The sequence below is a fragment of the Pseudomonas sp. GW822-FHT05A08 genome, from assembly GCF_058800485.1.
In genome coordinates this window covers 196782-219703 of record NZ_CM179511.1, presented here as the reverse complement: position 1 = coordinate 219703, position 22922 = coordinate 196782, and the positions used below count along the sequence as shown (strand labels likewise).

At 65.5% G+C, this 22922-nt stretch carries 22 protein-coding genes; 15 read left to right on the top strand and 7 right to left on the bottom strand.

Annotated features, from left to right (window positions below):
- The first annotated feature begins 597 nt into the window (after window positions 1–597).
- The 15 genes from AC3RCP_RS01025 (at window position 598) to AC3RCP_RS00955 (ending at window position 14488) form a co-directional block, all read left to right on the top strand.
- Window positions 598–1674 carry a Gfo/Idh/MocA family protein gene (locus tag AC3RCP_RS01025; RefSeq protein ID WP_492570505.1) on the top strand — a complete coding sequence of 359 codons (1077 nt, stop codon included), beginning with the start codon at window positions 598–600 and terminating at the stop codon, window positions 1672–1674.
- Window positions 1664–2773: a DegT/DnrJ/EryC1/StrS family aminotransferase gene (locus AC3RCP_RS01020; protein WP_253366481.1), complete on the top strand. Its 1110-nt coding sequence runs from the start codon at window positions 1664–1666 to the stop codon at window positions 2771–2773. Before AC3RCP_RS01025 ends, AC3RCP_RS01020 begins: the two co-directional genes overlap by 11 nt.
- Complete coding sequence (locus AC3RCP_RS01015; RefSeq protein ID WP_256593449.1) at window positions 2773–3285, top strand: NUDIX hydrolase; 513 nt, start codon at window positions 2773–2775, stop codon at window positions 3283–3285. Before AC3RCP_RS01020 ends, AC3RCP_RS01015 begins: the two co-directional genes overlap by 1 nt.
- Window positions 3282–4388, top strand: coding sequence for a DegT/DnrJ/EryC1/StrS family aminotransferase (locus tag AC3RCP_RS01010; RefSeq protein WP_007924530.1), 1107 nt, complete (start codon window positions 3282–3284; stop codon window positions 4386–4388). The genes AC3RCP_RS01015 and AC3RCP_RS01010 overlap by 4 nt, the downstream gene beginning before the upstream one ends.
- Window positions 4369–5739: an NAD(P)/FAD-dependent oxidoreductase gene (locus AC3RCP_RS01005; RefSeq protein ID WP_101336361.1), complete on the top strand. Its 1371-nt coding sequence runs from the start codon at window positions 4369–4371 to the stop codon at window positions 5737–5739. Before AC3RCP_RS01010 ends, AC3RCP_RS01005 begins: the two co-directional genes overlap by 20 nt.
- A complete protein-coding gene (locus AC3RCP_RS01000) occupies window positions 5736–6434 on the top strand; it encodes an HAD family hydrolase (protein WP_102678718.1) in 699 nt (232 codons plus the stop codon). The genes AC3RCP_RS01005 and AC3RCP_RS01000 overlap by 4 nt, the downstream gene beginning before the upstream one ends.
- Window positions 6435–6436: 2 nt before the next feature.
- Window positions 6437–7549 carry a fatty acid desaturase family protein gene (locus AC3RCP_RS00995; RefSeq protein WP_492570506.1) on the top strand — a complete coding sequence of 371 codons (1113 nt, stop codon included), beginning with the start codon at window positions 6437–6439 and terminating at the stop codon, window positions 7547–7549.
- Window positions 7546–8457, top strand: coding sequence for an S-methyl-5'-thioadenosine phosphorylase (gene mtnP / locus AC3RCP_RS00990; protein ID WP_150053075.1), 912 nt, complete (start codon window positions 7546–7548; stop codon window positions 8455–8457). Before AC3RCP_RS00995 ends, mtnP begins: the two co-directional genes overlap by 4 nt.
- A gap of 4 nt (window positions 8458–8461) precedes the next feature.
- Window positions 8462–9073 (top strand): GDP-mannose pyrophosphatase NudK, encoded by a 612-nt coding sequence (nudK, locus tag AC3RCP_RS00985; protein WP_007924545.1) that lies wholly within the window; start codon window positions 8462–8464, stop codon window positions 9071–9073.
- On the top strand, window positions 9066–9971 hold the full coding sequence (locus AC3RCP_RS00980; protein WP_492570507.1) for an ABC transporter substrate-binding protein: 906 nt from the start codon (window positions 9066–9068) through the stop codon (window positions 9969–9971). The genes nudK and AC3RCP_RS00980 overlap by 8 nt, the downstream gene beginning before the upstream one ends.
- On the top strand, window positions 9964–11166 hold the full coding sequence (locus AC3RCP_RS00975) for an MFS transporter (protein ID WP_492570508.1): 1203 nt from the start codon (window positions 9964–9966) through the stop codon (window positions 11164–11166). The genes AC3RCP_RS00980 and AC3RCP_RS00975 overlap by 8 nt, the downstream gene beginning before the upstream one ends.
- Window positions 11163–11819 (top strand): HAD family hydrolase, encoded by a 657-nt coding sequence (locus tag AC3RCP_RS00970; protein ID WP_101336357.1) that lies wholly within the window; start codon window positions 11163–11165, stop codon window positions 11817–11819. The genes AC3RCP_RS00975 and AC3RCP_RS00970 overlap by 4 nt, the downstream gene beginning before the upstream one ends.
- Window positions 11820–11877: 58 nt before the next feature.
- The gene (locus tag AC3RCP_RS00965) at window positions 11878–12780 is read left to right on the top strand and encodes a LysR family transcriptional regulator (protein ID WP_492570509.1); all 903 of its coding nucleotides are present in this window, start codon (window positions 11878–11880) and stop codon (window positions 12778–12780) included.
- Window positions 12781–12910: 130 nt separating this feature from the next.
- Window positions 12911–13534: a glutathione S-transferase family protein gene (locus AC3RCP_RS00960; RefSeq protein WP_492570510.1), complete on the top strand. Its 624-nt coding sequence runs from the start codon at window positions 12911–12913 to the stop codon at window positions 13532–13534.
- A gap of 66 nt (window positions 13535–13600) precedes the next feature.
- Window positions 13601–14488, top strand: coding sequence for a pyridoxamine 5'-phosphate oxidase family protein (locus AC3RCP_RS00955; protein WP_492570511.1), 888 nt, complete (start codon window positions 13601–13603; stop codon window positions 14486–14488).
- A 61-nt stretch (window positions 14489–14549) separates the two neighbouring features.
- On the opposite strand, the gene AC3RCP_RS00950 is transcribed toward AC3RCP_RS00955, so the two are convergent.
- Genes AC3RCP_RS00950 through AC3RCP_RS00920 form a run of 7 tightly spaced genes read right to left on the bottom strand, consistent with a single transcriptional unit; the run spans window position 14550 to window position 22656 of the window.
- Complete coding sequence (locus AC3RCP_RS00950) at window positions 14550–15680, bottom strand: glycosyltransferase family 4 protein (RefSeq protein ID WP_492570512.1); 1131 nt, start codon at window positions 15678–15680, stop codon at window positions 14550–14552.
- Window positions 15681–16811 carry a glycosyltransferase family 4 protein gene (locus tag AC3RCP_RS00945; RefSeq protein ID WP_492570513.1) on the bottom strand — a complete coding sequence of 377 codons (1131 nt, stop codon included), beginning with the start codon at window positions 16809–16811 and terminating at the stop codon, window positions 15681–15683.
- Window positions 16795–18171, bottom strand: coding sequence for a glycosyltransferase family 4 protein (locus tag AC3RCP_RS00940; protein ID WP_492570514.1), 1377 nt, complete (start codon window positions 18169–18171; stop codon window positions 16795–16797). Before AC3RCP_RS00940 ends, AC3RCP_RS00945 begins: the two co-directional genes overlap by 17 nt.
- On the bottom strand, window positions 18168–19442 hold the full coding sequence (locus tag AC3RCP_RS00935; RefSeq protein WP_492570515.1) for an ABC transporter ATP-binding protein: 1275 nt from the start codon (window positions 19440–19442) through the stop codon (window positions 18168–18170). The genes AC3RCP_RS00940 and AC3RCP_RS00935 overlap by 4 nt, the downstream gene beginning before the upstream one ends.
- On the bottom strand, window positions 19442–20239 hold the full coding sequence (locus AC3RCP_RS00930) for an ABC transporter permease (RefSeq protein WP_007924587.1): 798 nt from the start codon (window positions 20237–20239) through the stop codon (window positions 19442–19444). The genes AC3RCP_RS00935 and AC3RCP_RS00930 overlap by 1 nt, the downstream gene beginning before the upstream one ends.
- Window positions 20239–21681 (bottom strand): mannose-1-phosphate guanylyltransferase/mannose-6-phosphate isomerase, encoded by a 1443-nt coding sequence (locus tag AC3RCP_RS00925; RefSeq protein WP_492570516.1) that lies wholly within the window; start codon window positions 21679–21681, stop codon window positions 20239–20241. Before AC3RCP_RS00925 ends, AC3RCP_RS00930 begins: the two co-directional genes overlap by 1 nt.
- A gap of 3 nt (window positions 21682–21684) precedes the next feature.
- A complete protein-coding gene (locus tag AC3RCP_RS00920) occupies window positions 21685–22656 on the bottom strand; it encodes a GDP-mannose 4,6-dehydratase (RefSeq protein ID WP_492570517.1) in 972 nt (323 codons plus the stop codon).
- Window positions 22657–22922: the final 266 nt, after the last annotated feature.

Sequence of the window (22922 nt, the reverse complement as noted above, 5' to 3'; positions counted from 1 at the left end):
GTCCGGATTATTCAAAACAATATGATGAAACGATATAGCAACTGATTTGCGCTCCGAAAAAGGCTGATCTATACCTCCAAGCCACACATTGATGAGGTGTGTGCAAAGCAAGGGCTCACGGAACCGGAGCTCCTGCATAACAAGGGATAGAAACAGCGCTTCAAGGATGATTCAGCCATGCATGCGTATCGGCATTTCGGTCGTTGTTCCGTTTTTAAACGAAGCCACAATTCTTCGATCCAGGTTTTCGGCCAGGTAGCTCATTGCCACCGGCGTTCGATTCGACCTGGTTCCCCTCCTTCCTATTGCCTTCGCGGCGCTATCCCTTCTGTCTATCACGCTTCTATGACTCCTCGGCATCAGCCGGGTGTCGGCGTGTGGCGAGAAACATCCGAGTGTTCCACCCGGGTGACCCTGGGCAACAGCCCGAACGGACTCTGTAAAGGTGATCCGTTGTTCTGAGGCAATCCTGCCTCGATTGAAGCGAATGTCGGACCGGATCGGCTCACCCCGCAGGTGACCCGAGGCGGATCCCGTGTAGTCGTTCGTCCAACCTTTTCATGACGCAGTACCCACTTTTCCAGGATGGAGATGGTTATGACTGTACTCAGAGTTGGCATCGTCGGTCTCGGCGCGCAGATGCAAGAAAACCTGCTGCCCACGCTTCTGCAAATGCCGGATATTCGCATCGTCGCCGTGTGCGACAGCGACCTGACCCGCGCCGGACAGATTCACCGTTTCATTTCCGAGGTCGCGATCACCGACGACTTCGATGAGATGCTCGATACCGCTGCGCTGGATGCGGTGGTCATGGCGTGCCCGCCCCAGGCGCACCGGGACCTGGCGATCAAGGCAATGGCCAAGGGCGTGCATGTCTTCGTCGAGAAGCCGCCGTGCTTCACCCTCGCCGAGCTCGAATACCTGATCGGCGCGGCGCGCCAGGCCCAGGTCGTCACCGGCGTGGGCATGAACTTCAAATATGCCAAGCCCATGCGCCAGCTGCGCGATATGACGCGCACCGAGCAGTTCGGCAAGGTCGTGCACATCCAGCTCAACCACTATGCGAGCAAACCCACCGCGCCGCTGTGGGGGCTGGATTCCACGCTGCGTTCGTTCCTGCTGGCCCAGGCGATTCACACCATCGACCTTGGCGTGACCTTCGGCGGCGAATTGCGCGATATCGAATCCCGGGTCCAGCGCCACGAGGACTCGCTGCTGGTGAGCCTGGAGCTCGGTTTCAGCTCCGGCGCGACGGTCAGCCTGTTGAGCGGGACGATGTTCCCGTACTTCGAATTCGACATGAAGATCGTCAGCTCCAATTCGATGATGGTCGAGCTCAACAACCTGTGGAACATCACCCTGCACGAACCGGTGCATGGCACCGGGGCAACCGGCACCGCCAAGCGCTGGCGCGGCGCGTGGCAGCCAGGGCCGCTGGATTCGGGTTATGAGCGCAGCGGTTATTTCGGCGAACTGGAGAAGTTCTTCGACGCGGTGCGCAACCGTACGCCTTACGAGGCCAGCTTCGAGAGCCTGCTGCCGACCTTCCGGGTGATCGAGCAGATCTGTCATGCCGACAGCGCCCGCGCCGATGTCGCCCCCGTGCTTGCCCTCCATTCCACCCATGCCGCCAAGTCCCCAGCCTTTCTCGGAGCCCAGACCAATGTCCTCTAATCTCTCCAGCACCGCCCGCATCTCTGTTTCCGACAAATACCGTCCGGTGTACGCCGACGATCTGCTGACCTTGCAGAACACCCTGGAACGGCCGCTGTCCGGCACCAGCGATGTGGTGGGCGAATACGAGGCCAAGCTGGCAGCCTGGTTCGAGGCGCGGCATGCGATCGCGGTCTCCTCGGGTGGCGCGGCCCTGAGCGTGGCGATCTACGCCGCCGGCGTCGGTCCCGGCGACGACGTCCTGCTGACGCCGAGCTGCCCGCTGTGCACCATCTATCCGATCATCGCCGCGGGCGCCAACCCGATCTTCGTCGACACCCGCCGTCACGGTTTCGGCGCCGACCCGGAATCGATCAAGGCCCGCATTACCCCGCGGACCCGGGCGATCATCGATATTCCGATGTGGGGCTACCCCACCGAAGTCGATGAGCTGCAAGGCCTGACCCGCGAGCTGGGGATCAAGCTGATCCTCGACCTGGCGCATTCCCATGGCAGCACCCTCAATGGCCGGCCGCTGTCGGCCTACGGCGACCTGTCGTGCTTCAGCACCCACGAACGCAAGCCGCTGGCCACCGGCGAGGGCGGATTCATCCTCACCGACGACGACCAACTGGCCCAGCGTTGCCGCGACTACAGCCGCTTCGGCAACCTCAACGGCAAGGACTTCGGCCTCAACTACAAGCTGGCCGCGCTGCCTGCCGCCCTGGGCGCCAACCGCCTGGACTCGCTGGCCGCGCAGATCGAGCAGCGCCGCGCCAATGCCACCTACTTCCTGCAGCAGCTCGACCACAGCAAGGTGCGAGAAAAGGTCATCATCGAGGGCGGACGGACCAACTACTACTTCCTCAACCTGGAGCTGCATTTCGCCGACAACCGGGCCTTCATCGATTATCTGGACGAGGCGGGCATCCCGTCGGACATCAAGCGCTACGGCTGCAAGGCGCTCTACGAGTTCCCGGCGTTGGCCCAGTACCGCAACGACTGCCCCAACGCCGAGGCGCTGCTGGCCAGCATGACCACCATCCCGGTCCATCCGGACATCACCCGCGCCGAACTGGACTACATGGCCGAACGGATCAACCAGTACGGGGCCGCATGATGACGGACGTTCTTGATCGTTCGACCCTGGACCGGCATTTCACGGCCTCGGCGTTCGTGTTGAACCCCGACCGCAAGATGCTCCTGCTGCACCACCGCAAGCTGGGGGTCTGGCTGTATCCGGGCGGCCATATCGAGCAGGGGGAAACCCCTGATGTGGCGGTGCTGCGCGAGATCTACGAAGAAACCGGGATTCACGCCGCCCTGCTGGGCGAGCGTGACCTGGAACTGGCCGATGCCGAGACCGATGTCACTGTGTTGCACCAGCCTTACCGGATCCTCTGCGAATACATCGATGACAAGCGCGGGCCGCATTACCACCTGGACCTGATCTACCTCACCGCCACCGACCTGCGGGCTTGCCCGCCGGAGCGCGAGGTGGAAAACGCGCGCTTCTTCAGCCGCCAGGAAACCGCCGAGCTGAAGATGTTCCCCAACTTCCGGCGCATGGTGGACCGGGTGTTCGCCGATGCCGAGGTGTGGGACATGGTCGGCCGGAAGGTGGCGCCATGAACCAGGCCCTTGCTCAACAGGCCCGGGTCATCGCGGACAAGTGTGGCCACGATACCGCCGACGATGTGCCCGAGCTGCAACGCGCCCTGGCGACAGGGCTGACCGGTACCTCGCAGATCGTCGAGGACTACGAGACCGCGCTTGCCGTGTTGTACGGCGTGCGTCATGTGATCGCCGTGTCGTCGGGGGCCGCTTCGGTCACCGCGGCGCTGGCCGGCGTGCGGTTCCAGCCAGGGGACGAAGTGATAGTCGCGCCCACGTGCCCGATCTGCACCGTCCTGCCGATCCTGTCCCTGGGCCTGGTCCCGGTGTTCTGCGATGTGGCGCCGGACAACTTCGGGCTCGACCCGGATGACCTGCAACGCTGCATCGGCCCGCGGACCTGTGCGGTGATCGAGGTGCCGATGTGGGGCTATCCGATTGCCTCGCACACCACCTGGGCCACCACGCGCCAGGCCGGCATCCCGCTGATCCAGGACCTGGCCCATGCGCACCTGACGCGCCTGAACGGCAGTTGGCTGGCGCAGCATGGCGACATCAGCTGCTTCAGCACCCACGACTGCAAGTTCATGTCCACCGGCGAGGGCGGTTTTGTCATGACCGATGACGACGAGCGTGCCAGCCGTATCCGCGCCTACACCCGCTTCGGCAACCTCACCGGCGAAACCCTGGGCATCAACCTCAAGCTTGGCGGCCTGCAGGCCGCCCTCGGGTTGGCGCGTTCGCGGCAGCTGGAAAGCCGCTTGCACCAGCGCCAGGCCAACCGCCGGCAGCTGCTGGAGCAACTGGACAACCCGGCGATCCGCGAACTGCCGCTGACCCCCGGTGGAGAGGCCAACGCCTATGCCTTGCTGTTGCAGGCGGTGGGGCACGACGGGCGTGAGCTGGTGCACTACCAGCAGCGTCACGGCATCCCTTCGGACATCGGCAAGTACGACAACCAGCCGCTGTACCAGTTGCCGCTGCTGGCGCAGTACCGCCGCGATTGCCCCAACGCCGCCCGGTTGCTGCGTTCGCTGACCACGGTGCCGCTGCACCCGGGCCTGGCGGGCGACGACCTGGCTTACATTGCAAAGGTGCTCAATGACTACTCCCCAGCCTGATACCGCCACGGGCGTTCGCCATGCCGTGGTCATCGGCGGCAGCGTGACGGGCTGCCTGACGGCCGCGGTCCTGGCCCGGCGTTTCCAGCGGGTCACGGTGATCGAGAAGAGCGATTTCTTCGACGAGACCGGCCCGCGCCAGAGCCTGCCCCAGGAGCATCACGTCCACCTGTTGCTGCTGCGCGGCAAGCAGATTATCGAAGGCATCTTCCCCGGCACCCTGAGCGCCCTGGAGCAGGGCGGCGCGCAAGTGGCCGACCTGGGTCACGACGTGAAGTGGTACCAGGGCGGGCGTTGGAAAAACCGCTACCGCAGTGGCATTTATGCCCATTACTGCAGCCGGCGCCTGATCGACAACCAGCTGCGCCGGGCCTTGCTCGGCGTGCTGAACGTCGAGGTGCTGTCGAGCACCCGGGTCACGCAGATCGAGTTCACCGGGGTCGATCCTTCCCGGAGGGTCGAGGCGGTGACCGTCGACGACGGCCACGGCGAGCGGACGCTGCGCTGCGACCTGCTGGTCGACGCCAGCGGGCGTGGCACGCGCTTGCCGACGTGGCTGAAAGAGGCCGGTTTCGGCGAGGTCGAGACCAGCGTGGTCAAGACCGAGCTGGGTTATGCGTCGCGCATCTACCGGCGTCTTCCGGCCTATGCCGAGCAGTGGCAGGTCCTGCTGGTGCTGCCCAAGGCGCCGCTGCAGCGTTCCATGGGGGTGATCAGCCCGATCGAAGGCGACCGCTGGATGGTCACCACCGGTGGCTGGTTCGGTCACTTTCCCGGCAACGATCCGCAGGAGTTCCTGCAGGCGCTGGCGGCGCTTCCGGTGCCGGATATCCATGAGGTGATCCGCGACGCCGAGCCGCTGTCGCCGGTCTACACCTTCAAGATGCCCGGCAGTCGCCGCACGCACTTCGATCGGGTCGAGCACTGGCCGGCCGGGCTGCTGGTGGTCGGCGATGCCTTGAGCAGCATGAACCCGCTGTACAGCCAGGGCATGACCATCGGCGCGCTGGAGGCCGATTGCATCGACCGCCACATCGACCAGGTATTGCAGGGCGCCCAGGGCTTTCGCCAGTTGCAGGGCCGCCTGTGCGAAGTGGTCGATGGCGCCTGGAGCATGGCCACCACCGAAGACTTCCGCTTCCCCGAAACCGTGGGCCAGCGCAGTTGGCGCACGCGTTTCCATCATTGGTACGGCGCCGGCCTGGGCCAGGTCTCGGCGAACAATCGGCGGGCCCTGGAAACCCAGATTGGCGTGACCAACCTGGTGATGGAGCCCAGCAAGCTCTACACACCGGCGATCGCCTCGCGTATCGCCCTCAACGCCCTTCTTGCGGAGAAAACCCGACCATGATCGATGATCGACTGCACTTCTCGGGGATCGAACACCTGGTCTTCGACTGGAACGGCACCCTGATCGACGACATCGCCCTGGCGGTCAGCGCGGTCAATCGCTGTGGCGAGCGCTATGCGGTGCCGCCCATCGATGCCGTGCGCTACCGTGCGCTGTTCGACTTTCCGATTGCCGACTTCTACGCCTCCCTGGGGTTCGACCTGCAGCGCACGCCCTTCGCGCGAATCGTCGAGCATTACCTGGAGCATTTCGATACGAATGTCGCGCAGTGCCCGCTGCACGCTGGGGTATTCGAGGTGCTGGAGGCAGCGCGCAATGCCGGTATCGGCGTCTCCATCGTGTCCGCCTCGCATTGCGACGTGCTGCGCAAGACCCTGGAAGCCAAGGGCCTGCTCGGGCATTTCGAGCATGTCGTGGGGCTGAGCCACAACCAGGCCACCAGCAAGACCGCCGAGGCCCTGATGCTGCAGGAGAAGCTCGGCACACCGGCCGGGCGCACCCTGTTCATCGGCGACACCCTGCACGACTACGACGTGGCGCGGGCCGTCGGCTGGCAGCCGCTGCTGGTCAGCACCGGCCATCAGGACCTCAACCGCCTGCGGCAGGCCGACGCCCCGGTCTTCGGTGGGTTGGGCGAACTGCTGGGCCATTACGCCAGTGACGAGCGGCGCGCCGTCGTTCACGAGGGAGCCTGATCATGGACACCGAGCACATTGTCCTGTTGGGCCTGATCGTTGCTTCGCTGCTGTTGCGCGCGCTGGTGGCGTTCTATTACCGGGATGCGCAGCGGGTGCTGCGCCTGCTCAAGCTGATACCGCGCCTGGAGGGGCGGCGGGAGCAGTACTACCGCCCGCTGGATACCTGGTTCGCGCCGTTGCCCTTTGTCTGGACGTGGCTGGATATAGTCGCCGCGGTGCAGGCGGCGTCGATCTACTCGTCGCCGCTGGCCTGGCTGGCCGTGCTGCTGTGGAGCGGCGGGCGCATGCGCGCGTTGCAGGAGTTCGGACACAACGCGGTGCACTTTGCCCTGTGTCGCCACCATGCCTGGCAGTGGTGGCTGAGCAACGTGTTCTACCAGTTCCCGATGTTCAAGCGCGATATGCGCAGCCGGCACCAGACCCACACCCTGGAACACCATCGCCACCCCAACCATCCGCAACTCGATCCCAACCGCGCCCGGGTGCATGCCGGCGGCTATGTGGCGGGCCTGTCGCCCAGCGGTTTCTATGCGCTGTTGCTGTACCCGCTGACCCCCCGCGGGGCCTGGGTCAATCTCACCACCCTGGTGCGCAGCAGCCTGCTCAACCACTCCCGCCTGACCACCCTGGCGCGCTGCCTGAGTGTGGCGGTGGTGGCGGCGTTGCTGTATGCCTTCGGCGGCTGGAAAGGCGTGTTGTTCGGCTGGTTGCTGCCGTTGCTGACGTCCTATCCGGTGTTTGCCTGGATCTCGCTGCTGACCGAGCACCGCTGGTTCATCGAGGGCACCGCGCGCAATCGCCGCGAGCTGGAATACCTGGCGGGCCGGCCCACCGATTACTTCGGGGTTTCCGGCTGGCTGGTGCGGGTATTCATCGCCCCGACGTCCGACGCCTATCACCTGGCGCATTCCCTGTACCCCGGCGTGCGCTGGAACTACCTGCCGGCGATCGACCGGCACCTGAAGATCCACGAACCGCGCTACAGCAGCAACGCCAGCGAAGGGCTGCTGTTGCCTCGCGGCAATGCGCCCACGGCCCTGTCCGAACTCTATGAGCGCCTGGTGTGCACCGAACACGAACCGTCCCCCCTGAAGTCGAGAGGTAGCCTGTGACCCATTCCACTCCAACCCAGCACGTTCAACGTATCGGCATCATCGGCGGCAGCGGCCTGCAACAGCTGCCTGGCCTGCAGGATATTCAGCAAGTGGAATGCGCGACCGCCTTCGGCACGCCGTCGTCGCCGCTCACCCTGGGCACGCTCAATGGCGTGCCCGTGGCCTTTGTGCAACGGCATGGCGTGGGGCATGTGATTCCGCCGGCCTCGATCAATGCCCGGGCCAACATCGCCGCGCTGCGCAGCGTCGGTTGCACGCAATTGCTGTCGGTCAGCGCGGTGGGCAGCCTGACCCACGACGCGCCTCCCGGCAGCTTTGTGCTGATCGACCAGTACATCGACCGCACCATCCAGCGGGAAAAAACCTTTTTCGGCCCCGGGCTGGTTGGCCATGTGCCTTTCGGCGAGCCGGTCTGCGCGCGTATGCGTGGCGTGCTCGCCGAGAGTGCCGAGGCCACTGATATCCAGGCGCGCAACGGCGGCACCTACGTGGTCATGGAAGGCCCGCAGTTCTCCACCCGCGCCGAGTCCCACCTGTACCGCCAGTGGGGCGGCACGGTGATCGGCATGACCGCGATGCCCGAAGCCAAGCTGGCCCGCGAGGCCGAGCTTTGCTACGCGATGATCGCCATTCCGACCGATTTCGACTGCTGGCACGAATCCCACGAGCCGGTGAACGCCACCCTGGTGGCGCAACGCATGGCGGACACCTTCAACCTGACCCGGCGCCTGGTGACCGAAGCCGTGACCCGCCTGGGCCAGCATGCCGGTGCCTGCCCCTGCGGTTGCGACCGCGCCCTGGACACCGCGGTGATGACCGCGCCCGAGCACCGGGACCCGCGCATGGTCGAGCGTCTGTTGAGCGTTGCGCCCCATGCCACTCATCTCTCTGCGAGCAAGGAATGAAGCGATGAACCAGGCCATCTCCACCAAGGACCGGGTGCGGATCCATCAGGTCGAAGTGCTTTCGGACAATTGGTACGTGCTGCGCAAGACCACCTACGACTTCCAGGGCCGCGACGGGGTCTGGCGCACCCTGGACCGGGAAACCTACGACCGCGGCAATGGCGCCACCATCCTGTTGTACAGCAGGGCCAAGCAGACGGTGGTGCTGACCCGGCAGTTTCGCTTCCCGGCCTTCGTCAACGAACACGACGGCATGCTGATCGAAACCTGCGCCGGACTGCTGGACAAGGACGATGCACGGACCTGCATCCACAAGGAGACGGAGGAGGAAACCGGCTATCGCATCCGTGAGGTGCGCAAGGTGTTCGAAGCCTTCATGAGCCCGGGGTCGGTCACCGAGCGCCTGCACTTTTTCGTCGGCGAATATTTCGATGAGGACAAGCAAAGCGAGGGTGGCGGCCTGGAACACGAGGGCGAAGAGATCGAAGTGCTGGAGCTGCCGATCGACCGGGCCCTGGCGATGATCGACAGCGGCGAGATCTGCGACGGCAAGACCATCATGCTGCTGCAGTACGCCAAGCTGCATCGGCTGCTGGAGGTCGCCGCCGATGACTGAACTCAACGCCATCAGCTCGATGGAAAACGCCGAGCTGGCCGAATTCATCGCCGGCATCAGCCAGCACATCGGCATGCCGGTGCGCCTGACCCGTTGTTCCACCTCGGAGCTGATCGAGCGCCTGCACAGTGGCAGCGCCGGGGCCTGGGACCTGTTGCTGGGCACGGCGGCCACCGCCTTGCTCGACCCGGCCCTGGCCTGGCAACTGATGCCGCTGACGGACATCGAATTCGCCGGCCTGCCGGACGCCGCGGTGGCCACGGATCGCCGCTGGTTCGCGGCATCGGGTTTTGTCCCGGCCTTCTGTTATGACCCCAAGGTCCTGGCCCGCGAGGGCCTGTCGGTGCCGACCCGCTGGCAGGACCTGACAGGCCCCGAATGGGCCGGGCGCATCGCCTTGCCCGATCCCGCGCGCTCCGGTGCCGGTTACCTGCACCTCAGCGCGTTGCTCGAACATTACGGCGAACCCGCCTGGGCGCTGCTGGCCCAGGTGGCCGGGCATGGCCCTGCGATCAGCGGCTCCTCCACGGCGCCGATCGAGGCCGTCGTGCAGGGGCAGGCCTGGCTGGGGGTGACGGTGTCGACCGCGGCCACCCGCGCCGCCGAACAGCACCCGCAACTGCGCTGGTGCGTGCCCGAAGATGCACGCTGTTATGAGGACGAGGTGTTCGCCTGCCGGGCCGGCTCGCCCAACGCCGCCTATGCGCAGCAGGCGTTGCAATGGATGCTCACCCCGGCCGCGGCGCAGATCAGCCAGCGTTATGGCAAGGTCGTGCCGGGCCAGGCTCACCCGGTCGGCGCGCTGCAACCGCTGCCGGCCTTGCAGGCCAGTCGCGACAAGGCGGCGCGCTGTCGGCATTGGCAGGCGCTGTTTAGCCGGGAGACGGCTCATGGCTGAAGCCGCGCGGGATTCCAGTCAAGCGCTCAGCCGTCAGGAGCAGGTCCGCGAGGCGCGCCCGTGGTTTCTTTACCTGCTGTTCGGGCTGTTCGGCGCCCAGCAAGGGTTGCTCGGGCCGATCATGCCGTTCCTGCGCGACACCCTGGCCCTCGACCTCGGTTGGGCCGGCCTGCATTTCGCCGCCTATGCCGCCGGCCTGGCGCTGGTCGGCTGGCCCTATCGCTGGCTGGAACGACGGCTGCGCTCGACGAGCATGAGCACCATTGCCTGCCTCTCGGTGGTTATTGCCAGCAGCCTGTTCGCCCTTGCCGGGCACTGGTCGCTGAGCTTGCTCGCCGCCGGGGCGATGGGCCTGTCGGGCGGATTTGTACTGGCGGTGGGGCAGGCGGCCCTGGGCGAGCGTTATCGCGAACAGGCCGCGCCGAGGCTGGTGGAGGCGCACATCGTCGCCGGGTTGTGCGTGCTTGGCGGCGCCCTGCTGGTGGGTGGCATGACCAGCCTGGGCCTGTCCTGGCGCCTGGTGCCAAGCAGCATCGCCGCCGTCGCGCTGCTGGTGACCTTGCTCTCGCTGAGTACCTGGAACGCCCCGGCGACACTCGTCGCCACCGATCAAGCCGGCGAGGGCGGGCAACCGCCGATGAACCGGCGGGTGCAACTGAGCCTGTGGGCCTTGGTACTGCTGGGTATTTCCGCGGAATGGGGCGTCGGTTTCTGGGGCGCGGAATACCTGGCCGTGCATGTCCAGGTCAGCGCCTCGGCCGCGGCCACGCTGATGAGCCTGTATTTTGCCGGCACGGTGTGCGGGCGCCTGGCCAGCCGTTATGCGTTGATCCGCATCAGCCCGTTGCCGCTGCTGGTCGGCGTGATGCTCGGGGCCATCGCCACCCTGGTGCTGCTGTACTTCAGCCATACCCGGCTGCCGACGGCCTTGTTCATCTTTGTCCTGGGCGCCTGCCTGGGCAATTTCTTCCCGCTGATCCTCGGTTCGGCGATGCGCATCGCGCCCCAGGCCAGCTCGGCCATCAGCGCCCAGGCCTCGCAGGCGGTGGGCGTGGCGCTGCTGCTGGCGCCTTTCCTGCTGGGCCTGCTGTCCTCGCGGATCGGTGTCGAAGCGGCTTTCAGCCTGTTGATCGTCTACCCCTTTCTCATGCTGCCGATCGCCCGCGGTCTGCATTTTTCCGGAGCACGCCCTTGAAGCTTTCTGCCCTGTTGTTCGATCTCGACGGCACCCTCATCGACACCGATGACCTGCACCTCAACGCCTACAACCAGTTGCTGTCGCGCTGGGGAAAATCCATGAGCCTGGATTACTACAAGGCCCACGTGATGGGCTTTCCCGACGACATGATTTTCTCCGGCCTGTTTCCCCATGCCCCTGCGGCGCAGTACCCGGAGCTGGCGGCGCAGAAGGAGGCCATGTTCCGCGCCCAGCTGCGCGAGACCATTCCGGTTCCTGGCGTGCTGCGTACCCTGGATTATGCCCAGGCGGCCGGTATCCCCATGGCGGTGGTGACCAACGCGCCTAGGGAAAACGCCGAAGCCATGCTCCAGGGCCTGGGGATTGCCGAGCGCTTCGATGCGCTGGTGATCGGCGGTGAGCTGGCGCGCGGCAAGCCCGACCCGCTGCCTTACCTGACGGCCTTGCGCTTGCTGGATGCGAGCGCCGATCAGGCGCTGGCCTTCGAGGACTCGCTGGCCGGCGTGCGTTCCGCGGCAGCGGCGGGCATCCACACCTTTGGCATGCTCTCGGGGCTGGAGGAAACTCAGCTTCGCGAGGCGGGTGCGCGGAGTATCATCCGGGACTTCAACGATGAGGCCTTGTGGCAGCGACTCCAGGTCCCTGCCTGAGCCCGGGCGGTCCATGCGGGACGGTGCCGGGGCAGGGCGCCGTACTGCGAGGACCGTCATGGACCGATTCCAGGAAATGCAGGTGTTCATCAGCGTCGCCCAGGAGCAGGGCTTCGCTGCCGCGGCCCGGCGCCTGGGGCTGTCCGCGCCCAGCGTGACCCGGGCGGTGGCGGCGCTGGAGCAGCGTATCGGCACCCAGCTGCTGACCCGCACCACGCGCAATGTGCTGCTGACGGAAGCCGGCCAGCGTTACCTGGAAGACAGCCGGCGCATCCTCGCCGAGTTGCAGGACGCCGAGGCCTCGGCCGCCGGCATCCATGCCCTCCCGCGCGGACAACTGACGATCACCGCTCCGGTGCTGTTCGGCGAGCTGTTCGTGACCCCGCTGATGGTGGATTACCTGGAACGCTTTCCCGAGGTCAGCATCAATGCCCTGCTGGTCGACCGGGTGGTGAGCATGGTCGAGGAAGGCATGGACGTCGCGGTGCGCATCGGCGAGTTGCCCGACAGCGGCCAGCACGCGATGCGCGTCGGCGAGGTGCGGCGGGTCATCTGTGCCTCCCCGGCTTTTCTGGCGCGGCACGGGCGGCCGCGGCATCCCCAGGAACTGCGCCAGGCGCCGGTGATTGCGCCGTCGTCCATCGGCCAGTCCAGAAACTGGCTGTTCGACGAGGGCGGCACCCCCTTGAGCGTTCGCCCGGAGCCGCGGCTGGTGGTCACCGCCAACCAGGCGGCGATCAGTGCCGCGTGCCTGGGGCTGGGCCTGACCCGGGTGCTGTCGTACCAGGTCGCGGGCAAGGTGGCAGCGGGCGAGCTGGAGATTGTCCTGGCGGAGTTCGAACTGGCGCCGCTGCCGATCCATGTGGTGTATCAGGGCGGGCGCAAGGCCCCGGCGCGGGTGCGCAGTTTCGTCGATTTCGCGGTGCAGGCGCTGCGCGGGCACCCGGCGTTGCAACCGTAGCGCGGATTATTGCGCTGGCTGAAATGATGGATTGTGTTTTCTGGTGATTCTGTTGTTTTGACCCGAGAGGGAAGATGGCGTCCGTCAGTGTCGCTCTTGTGAGCCGCACCCCTGCCCAGCGGAGTCTGCCATGCACGCCATCAAGCTCTACAGCTTCCCCCGTTCCGGTCATGCCCATCGCGTCGAACTGATGTTGTCGCTGCTGGGGCTGCCTTTTGAGCTGGTCTTCGTCGACCTGGCGAAAGGCGAGCACAAGCAGGCGGACTTCCTGGCGCTGAACCCCTTTGGCCAGGTGCCGGTGATCGACGACCAGGGCGTGGTGCTGGCCGACTCCAACGCGATCCTGGTGTACCTGGCGCGCAAATATGGCCAGGGCCGTTGGCTGCCCAGCGATCCGGTTGGTGCGGCGCGGGTCCAGCGCTGGTTGTCGGCGGCGGCGGGGCCGATTGCGTTTGGCCCGGCGGTGGCGCGGCTGATCACCGTATTCGGCGCCCAGCGCAACGCCGAGGAGGCCATCACCCGCTCCCATGCGTTGCTCAAGGTGGTCGAGCAGGAACTGACGGCCAGCCCTTACCTGGCGGGCAGCGAACCGACCATCGCCGATATCGCCGGCTACAGCTACATCGCCCACGCCCCCGAGGGCAATGTGTCGCTGGCGGATTATCCACAGGTCCGCGCCTGGCTGGCGCGCATCGAAGCCTTGCCTGGCTTCGTCGGCATGCCGCGCACCGCGGTGGGCCTGCAAAGCGCCTGAACCTGGCGGCCCGGCACTCTCCGGGCCCGCTGACTGCTGCGTCATCGACGCAGGGGAGACCCCATCATGAACATCGAATCCCCCTGGCATGCAGGCGAAACCCGCCTGCAAGCCCAGGCAGGCGTTGCCGAGCGCATGGACGTCGTCGGGCGCAAGGTGATCCGCAGCGAGATGCCCGACCAGCACCGGCAGTTTTATCAACAGCTGCCGTTCATGCTGCTCGGGGCTGTGGATAACCAGGGCAACCCCTGGGCCAGCGTGCTCGAAGGGGCCATCGGTTTCGCCCACTCGCCAACCCCCGGGCGGCTAAGGCTCGACAGCCTGCCCGCCGCCGAAGACCCCGCCCAGCTGGCGCCGGGCGCGGCCGTCGGCCTGCTGGGCATCGAACTGCACACCCGGCGGCGCAACCGCCTTAACGGGCGGATCGTCGAGCTGGACGACAGCGGTTTTGCCCTGGGGGTCGAGCAGTCCTTCGGCAATTGCCCGCGCTACATCCAGCTGCGTCAGTTCGAGTCGGTACCGCTGGCCGCGCACCGGCCGGTGCAGCGCCTGAACGCGCTGGATGAAGCGGCGAGGGCGATGATCCGGGACGCCGATACGTTTTTCGTCGCCAGTTACGTGGAGGTCGAGGGACGGCTCTGGGTCGATGTGTCCCACCGCGGCGGCCCGGCCGGTTTCGTGCGGGTCGAGGGCAACCGCCTGAGCATTCCGGATTTCGCCGGCAACCTGCACTTCAACACCCTGGGCAACCTGCTGCTCAACCCCCGCGCCGGCCTGCTGTTCATCGACTTCAGCCGTGGCGACCTGCTGCAGCTCAGCGGCCGCACTGAAGTCGTGCTCGACGACCCGCAGATCGCCACCTTCCCGGGCGCCGAGCGCCTGTGGCGCTTCGAGGTCGAGCAACTGGTGCGCCGGCCCGCGGCGCTGGCCTTGCGCTGGACGGATCAGGTTTAGGACAAGCCTGACCCCGCGCGGTGCCTGCATCGCCAGCAAGCTTCGCTCCTACGGATCGGTATCAGGCGTAGGACAGGGCTTTTTCCTCCAGCAACTCCTGGTACAGCTTGCTCCACCTTTGGCCCATCTGGTCGGCGGTGAACAGCTGCCGGTAACGGGCCTCGGCCTTGAGGCCCATCCGAGCGGCCTGTTCCGGGTTGTCCCAGAGCTGGCGCATGGCGGCGCGGAAGGCCAGGGGATCGCTGGGCGGCACCACCAGGCCGGTTTCGCCATGGATATTGATGTAGCTGGTGCCGGTGCCGATCTCGCTGGAGATCATCGGTTTGCCGTACATCGCGCCTTCGAGCAACGAGATGCCGAACGCCTCGGAGCGCAGGTGCGAGGGAAAGACGATGGCATAGCTCAGTTGCAGCAGGGCCACCTTGTCTTCATCCCCCAGGCGGCCGAGGAAATGCAGGTTGCGCAGGCCCAGCGCCGCGGCCTGGGCATGCAATTCGGCTTCGAGCGGGCCGGCGCCGACGATCACCACCGGGTAGTCCACGTCCTTGAGGGCATCGAGCAGGATGTGCAGGCCCTTGTAGTAACGCATCACCCCGACGAACAGGAAAAAACGCTCGCCCAGGCGCTGGCGCCACTGGGCCATGCGTTCGGCGTCGGGCTGTGGATAACCAGCCTTGTTCAGGCCGTAGGGGATGACCCGGGTCTTGTCCGGGAACTGTTGCAGCACATCGCTGGTGTGCAGGTAGTTCGGCGACGCGGCGACGATCCGGTCGACGCTGTGCAGGAAGCGGTTCATCAATGGCCGGTACAGCTTGAGCAGGTGGCGCTGGCGGATGATGTCGGAGTGATAGGTGGCCACGCAGGGCTTGTTCATGCCACTCATGAAATGCACCAGGTCCATGAACGGCCAGGGGAAGTGATAGTTGACCACATCGGCTTCGGCGGCCATTTCGCGAAACTGCTTGAACACGCTGTAGGAAAAGCCGGTGGAGGCGAACTGGAAATCCAGCTTCGCCTGATGCACCTCATGCTGGCCCACCTTCAGTGCGCCGGAGGAGGGAGTGGGGCTCAGCGTCAGGACCTGGCCGTCGATGCCATAGTGGGCACCGCTTTCGCAGAGCTGGAAGATGACCTGTTCAGTGCCGCCGACCGAGTCAGGCAGGTATGTTTTGTAGAAGTGTAAGACCCGCATTCAGCCTCCCATGGCCTGACGGTAGGCACGCGCGGTGATCCGCGCGCAGCGCCCCCAGGAAAAAAGTCTTGCCTGTTGCAATCCCGCTTCGCGGCACGCCTGCCAATGGCCGTCGTCTTCGATCAGGCGCAGCAGGGCGTGGCGCAAGCCGTCCACATCGTCGGGGTCGACATAGTTGCCGGCCGCACCCGCGACTTCCGGCATCGCCGAACATCGCGTCAGTACCACCGGCGTACCACTGGCCATGGCTTCCAGGACCGGAAGACCAAAGCCCTCGTAACGCGAAGGAAAAACCAGGGCCCTGGCCCCGGCGACCAGCTGTGCCAGCGGTTCGTCCGGCAGGTAGCCCAGCAGGCGCACATGGCCGCTGGCCAGGGCGCTGGACAGCGTTTCGCTGAATTGCCCCTGTTCCCAGCCCGCCATGCCGACGATCAGCAAGGGATAACGCTGGCGCAGGGTTTCCGGCAGCCGGGCATGCGCCAGCAAAGCCAGGGACAGGTTCTTGCGCGGTTCCAGGGTTCCCACGCAGAGCAGATAGCCGTGGGCTTGCAGCCCGTAGGTCGCGAGGCAGGGCTCCAGCTCGGCCGGAGCCCGGGGATGAAAGCGTGGAGCCGCCCCCAGCGGGGCCACGACAAAACGCTCGCGCGGCAGGCCGAAGTAGGCCTGGGCTTCATCGGCGACGAACTGCGAATCGGTCAGGATCACCCGCGCCTGCTCCATGCCGGCGCCCAGGCGTCGCTCGATTTCCTTCAGCCGCGTCGGTGGCTGGGTGGTCGGGTAATGCACGTGGGTCAGGTCGTGCAGGGTCATCACGGTCGGCCCCTCGAACGACATCGGCCACAGGCTGGGTTCGTGGTAGAGGTCGATGGTGGCGTGCCGGCCCTGGTCGAAGCGCCGCTGTTCCAGCCAGCGCCGCGCCTGGTAGGCCCCGGGAACCTGGCGCAGCCAGGGGCTGAGCCGGGAATAACCGGGCATCGCGGCAGCCGGCAGTTCATTGCTCCAACCCCAGCCATGGAACAGCGCCAGTTCAAGGTCCGGCTCGCCGGCCAGGGCCGGCGCCAGTTCCGCGACGTAGTGGCCGATGCCGGTGCGTGGCGCCTGGAGAATGCGCGCGTTAAGGGCTACACGCATCGTTCATCTCCAGGGCCGCAGGGGCGTTCCGGTGCTGGCGGACAATACGTTCGATCAACTGGTTGCTGGCGTCGCGCCAAGTCAGCCAACGCCACTCATCCACATCACGGGCAGCGGGGAACACCCCCGTGCGCTCCTGCTGGATGACCAGCTCGGCCAGGCTTTGCGGATCGTCGAGGTCGAAGTAGGCCATGAACTCGCCGCCGATCTCGCGGAACACCGGGATGTCGCTGCCCATGGCGGGCAGGCCACGCTGCATGGCTTCCACCAGGGGCAGGCCGAACCCTTCGACATAGGAGGGGAACACCAGCGCCGTCGCCTTGGAATAGGCGTACTCCAGGCTGTTGTCGTCCAGTGAATTGAACATGAACAGGCGCCGGTTCAACTCCGGGTGCCGGCGAATCCGTTCGATCAGCGCCTCGCACTTCCAGCCGATGCGTCCGGCGATGCACAGGCGGGCCTGCGAGCCGCTGGCCCAGACACGCTCGAAGGCGTCGAGCAGGAACCCGTGGTTCTTGCGTGGCTCGATGGTGCTGACCATCAGAAACACCGCTGCCTGGCCTTTGAACAGCTGGGCCAGATCCGGGTTGATCCGAGCGTTCTCGCTGCACTGATCCAGTTCCGAACCCAGGTGGAAATAGTCGAACCAGCGCTGCGCGACCTGCTCGCGGCCAACCCGGCGGAGCATTTCCGCGTGCACCTGATCGCGGATGGTCGCGGAGATCGCCACGTAGCCGTCGGCGGTGCGGGCTATCCAGTCGAACCAGTGGTTGAACACCCGGACCAGCCCGGCGTCGCAGAACTGCGGATGAGTCAGGGGGATCAGGTCGTAGATCACCGAAACTATTCCCACGCCGTCGCGCTTGAGCTGTTCGGCCAAGGGGAAAAAGTCGGCGTGCCACGACGAGTCCAACAGCACCAGTTGATCGCCCGGTTGATGTTGCAGCGGCACACAACGCTGGGGAATTTCATCCACGTTCACCAAGCGGTTGCACAGGCGCAGGGGAATGCTGAGAAAGGCAAAGGCCGTCAGGCGGCACGCGATGTAGAGCAAGCGCCGGGCGATGTATGAATCGGCAAAGGGTTTGCGGCGTTCCAGAGTCCGGTGGCGCAGCCAGAAAACGTTAGCGATCTGCTCCAGGCGTACCCGCAGGCTCATCAGGTTCCAGCGCCGGGTCGGCAGTGGCTTGAGGTTCAGAACCCGATACAGCTTGCCGCCGAGCATCGCCACCGGAATGCATTCCACCGCGCCGCTGGCCGCGGGCAACTCGCGGATGACGTTGCGCACCACGCGCTGGATGCCTGAGTTGGTTTCGGGGTGTTCGAACACGTAGGTGCATTCGATCAACAGGCGGCTCATGGTTCCACCTGCTGGCTGATTGGCTGGACGGGCTCCGCGGAGCCCGGGAGGGTGCGCTCGATACTGGTCCGCGCCTGCAACCAGGAGCAGCCGACAAAGTCTTCCTGGCGATTATTGATGACGTGGAAGACCAGGCCGTAGTCGCGCCATTCGAAGTTGCGATCCAGGTGCGAATCCAGCCGCGACAGGCTCAGGGCCACCGAGTAGTTGCCCTTGCCCAGGCCCATGGTGAAGGCGAAGCGGAAGGTGACCTTTTCGCCGGCGCTCAAGTCGGTCAGGGCCTGGTCCAGGCGATGGGTGTTGATGCCATACATGGGCTGGCCGAGACGGTCCTTGATCATGAAGCCCAGCACCAGCCGTTCGATGTTCTGGCGCACCTCGACCTGTACTTCCAGCACCACCGGCTGGCCGACTTCGGCCATCTCGATCGAACGCTCGCGTTCGTCGCGCAGGTGCACGCTGAGGATCGCGGCTTCGCCGGTGCCGGAAATGGTCCGTACCTGGCCGTTGGCGAGCATTTCCTGGCGCACCGTCTGGCCTTCGCGTTCGGCGAGCATGGCGTTGTAGTAGTCCATCACCTCTTCCGGCTTGCCGTGCATGGCCACACGGCCCTGTTCGAGCAGGATCGCGGTGTCGCAGATCGACTGGATCGCCGAGCGGTCGTGGGACACGATCAGCAGGGTGGTGCCGGCGCGGCGGAAGCTGCGGATGCGCTCGAAACTCTTGTGCTGGAAGTAGGCGTCGCCCACCGACAGCGCTTCGTCGACGATCAGGATGTCCGGGCGCCGGGCCGTGGCCACGCTGAATGCCAGGCGCATCTGCATGCCGCTCGAATAGGTGCGTACCGGATGATCGATGGCCTCGCCGATCTCGGCGAAGGCTTCGATTTCCGCCATCAGGGCCTGGATTTCCTCGACCTGCATGCCCAGCAGCTGGCCGGCCATGACCGCGTTCTGGCGCCCGGTGAAGTCCGGGTGGAAACCCATGCCCAGCTCCAGCAACGCCGCTACCCGACCCCGCAGGTGGATCTCGCCGCAGGTCGGCTGGGTGGTGCCGGTGATCATTTTCAGCAAGGTGCTTTTGCCGGCGCCGTTGACCCCGACTATGCCCACGGCCTGGCCCGGCTCGATCTCGAAGTCGACGCCCTGCAGCACCCAGTGCAGGTGATGGCGCGGCCTGGAAAACGGAATCATCCATTCGAACAGCCGGCTCCAGCGGTTCGGGTACTGCTTATAGGCCTTGCCCAGGCCGGTGACGCGTATATGTCCCATCAGAGCTCATCCACCATTTCACCGACGCGCTGGCGGAAAAGCCGCAGCCCCATGCCACAGAACAGCAGGCTGATCACCAGCATCGGGGTCAGCGAACTCCATTGCGGCCACTGGTCGTACAGGAACAGGTTCTGGTAGCTGTGCATCAGCGCGGTCAGCGGGTTGAGCGCCAGCAGGCGCTGGATCGACTCGGGCAGGATGCTGATGGGGTAGACGATGGGGGTCAGCCAGAACCAGAACTGCAGGAAGATGCCGAAGAACTGCGCTACATCGCGGAAGAATACGTTCAGCACCCCGAGGATCATCCCCAGGCCGGTGCAGAACAGCACTTGCAACAGCAGCAGCGGGATCAGCGCCAGCAGCGCCAGGCCCGGTAGGCGCCCGGTGATCAGCAGGAAGCCGAGGAACAGGCCGAGGATGATCGCGAAGTTGATGCCGGCGTTGAGCAGCACGATCACCGGCAGGCAGATGCGCGGGAAGCTGATCTTCTTCAGCAGGTTGGCGTTTTCCAGGAACATGCTCTGGCTACGCAGGGTCAGCTCGGAAAACAGGCCCCAGGTCAGCAGCCCGGCACAGAGGTAGACGCTGTAGGCCAGGCCGTCCTCGACCCCCGGCAGGCGAGCGCGCATCACCTGGGAAAAGATCACCGTGTAGACCACGATCATCGACAGCGGGTTGAGCACGGTCCACAAGGCGCCGAACAGCGAGTTGCGATAACGCGCCTGGAACTCGCGCTGCACGCTGCCGAGGATGAAGCCCCGATAGCTGCGCAGCGAGCGGTACAGATTGAGCAGCATCAGGCTGTCCTGCCGTATTGGTCTTCGAAACGGACGATGTCGTCCTCGCCCAGGTATTCGCCGCTCTGCACTTCGATGATGACCAGGTCGATCACCCCCGGGTTCGCCAAGCGGTGCTTGTGTCCGGCGGCGATGAAGGTGGATTCGTTGCTGTTGAGCAGATGCGAGCCTTCGCCGTTGTTGGTGACCCTGGCCGTGCCCTGGACCACCACCCAATGCTCACTGCGGTGGTGATGCATCTGCAGCGACAGCGTGGCGCCCGGCTTGACCACGATCTTCTTGATCTTGAAGCCCGGGCCTTCCTCCAGCACGGTGTAGCTGCCCCAGGGCCGGTTGACCGTGCGATGCAGGCGATAGGCTTCGTGGTTGCGGTCCTTGAGCTGCCTGGCCACCTGGCGCACGTCCTGGGCGCGGTCGGCGTGGGCCACCAGGATGGCGTCGGCGGTCTCGACCACGATCAGGTTGTCGACGCCCACCGTGGCGATCATCCGGCCTTCGCTCTGCACGAAATTGCCGCGGCTGTCGATGAACAGGGCTTCGCCGGTGGCGCGGTTGTCCTGGGCATCGGCGTCGACCAGGGCGCTGATCGCGCACCAGGAACCAATATCGCTCCAGTCGAAGCCGGCTGGGATCACTGCGACCTTGTCCGAGATTTCCATCAGCGCGTAGTCGATGGAAATATCCGGCATATCGGCGAAATGCGCCGCCGACAACTCGTGCTGGACAATGCGTCCGGTTTCCACCGGCGTGCTGGCCGCCTGGCAGGCGCGGCCCAGCTCCAGCAGCGCGGGAGCGTGCTGCTGCAACTCGGCCAGCAGGGTCGCGACCGTGAAGCAGAACATCCCCGAGTTCCACAGGAACCGGCCGCTGTCGAGGTAACCCTGGGCGGTCAGCGGGTCAGGTTTCTCGACGAAGCGGCGAACCCGGGCGCCGCCACGTTCGTCCAGGCTATCGCCGGATTCGATGTAGCCAAAACCGGTTTCCGGCGCGGTCGGGGTGATGCCGAACGTCACCAGGTAACCGGCTTCGGCCAGTTGCACGGCGTGGGCGACAGCATTGCGAAAGGCCGCCTCGTCCTGGATCAGGTGGTCGGCGGGCATGACCACCAGGGTTGCCTGATCGCCGTGCCGTGCCTGCACGGCCAGCGCGGCGGCGGCAATCGCCGGTGCTGTGTTGCGGCCCGAGGGTTCGAGGATGAAGTGGCCGTGGTGCTGTTCCAGCCTGGCGGCCTGGAAATGGTCCTTGCTTTGGAAAAAGTGCTCACGGTTGGTCACCGTGACGATCTCGCCGTTGCCGGCCAGCAGCCCGGCAGCTCGACGGTAGGTCTTGCCCAGCAGGCTCTGGCCGTCCGGCAGGGTCATGAAGGGCTTGGGCTGGCCTTCGCGTGACACTGGCCATAAACGGGTGCCGGCGCCGCCGGAAACAATTACAGGAATCAACATGCCTTACTCCTTGGCAACACGTGTCATGTCCGCATCCACCATCATGTGGATCAGGTCCTGCAGATCGGTCTTGGGCCGCCAGCCAAGGAGCTTTTGAGCCTTGGCCGGGTTGCCCAGCAGTACATCGACCTCCGCCGGGCGCAAGAACGCCGGGTCGATCTTCACGTAGTCACGGTAGTTCAGACCGAGGTGTTCGAAGGCGATCCGGCACATCTCGCGCACGGTAGTGGTGACACCGGTGGCCACCACGTAATCGTCGGCCTTGCCCTGTTGCAGCATCAGCCACATGGCTTCGACATAGTCGCCGGCGAATCCCCAGTCGCGCTTGGCGTCGATGTTGCCCAGGCGCAGCTCCTGCTGCTTGCCCTGCTTGATCCGGGCGGCGGCGTCGGTGACCTTGCGGGTCACGAACTCGATGCCGCGCAGGGGCGATTCGTGGTTGAACAGGATGCCGCTGCTGGCGTGCAGGCCGAAGCTCTCGCGGTAGTTCACGGTGATCCAGTGCCCGTAGAGCTTGGCCACGCCGTAGGGGCTGCGCGGGTAGAACGGGGTATTTTCGTCCTGCTGCTCGGCCTGGATCAGGCCGAACATTTCGCTGGTGGACGCCTGGTAGAAACGGGTGTGCGGGCTGAACTGGCGGATCGCCTCGAGCAGGTGGGTCACGCCCAGCCCGTCGACGATACCGGTGGTCACCGGCTGGTCCCAGGAGGCGGCGACAAAGCTTTGCGCCGCCAGGTTGTAGAGTTCGTCGGGCGCCGCCTTGATCACCGCCCGTTGCACGGAGCAGGCGTCGGCCATGTCGCCATCCAGGTAGCGGATCTCGCCCTCGATGCCCATCTCACGCAAGCGCCAGCGCGAGTCGCTGCTGCGTCGCGCCACCAGTCCGTGAACCTGATAGCCCTTGTCCAGCAGCAACTTGGCCAGATAGGCGCCGTCCTGCCCCGTGATCCCTGTGATCAGTGCACTTTTTGTCATTCTTGTAGTACCCGTGACTCCCAGTCGGACAGGATCGCCCGCAGGGATTGTTGTATAGGTGTTTCAGGCGCCCATCCGCTGTTCAGCCGCTCGCCATGGCCACCATGGACGCAACGCGATGCTGTCCGCCATGGACGGGCAGGGGGCTGGAGCGCGATGGTGGAGGCCGGGGCAAGCGGGGTCAGAGGCTCGAGCAGGGGGCGGATGTTGTTGCGCTGGCCAGTCAGGTGGATCGCCGAGTCGGGTGACCGGGGTAACGGGCGCTG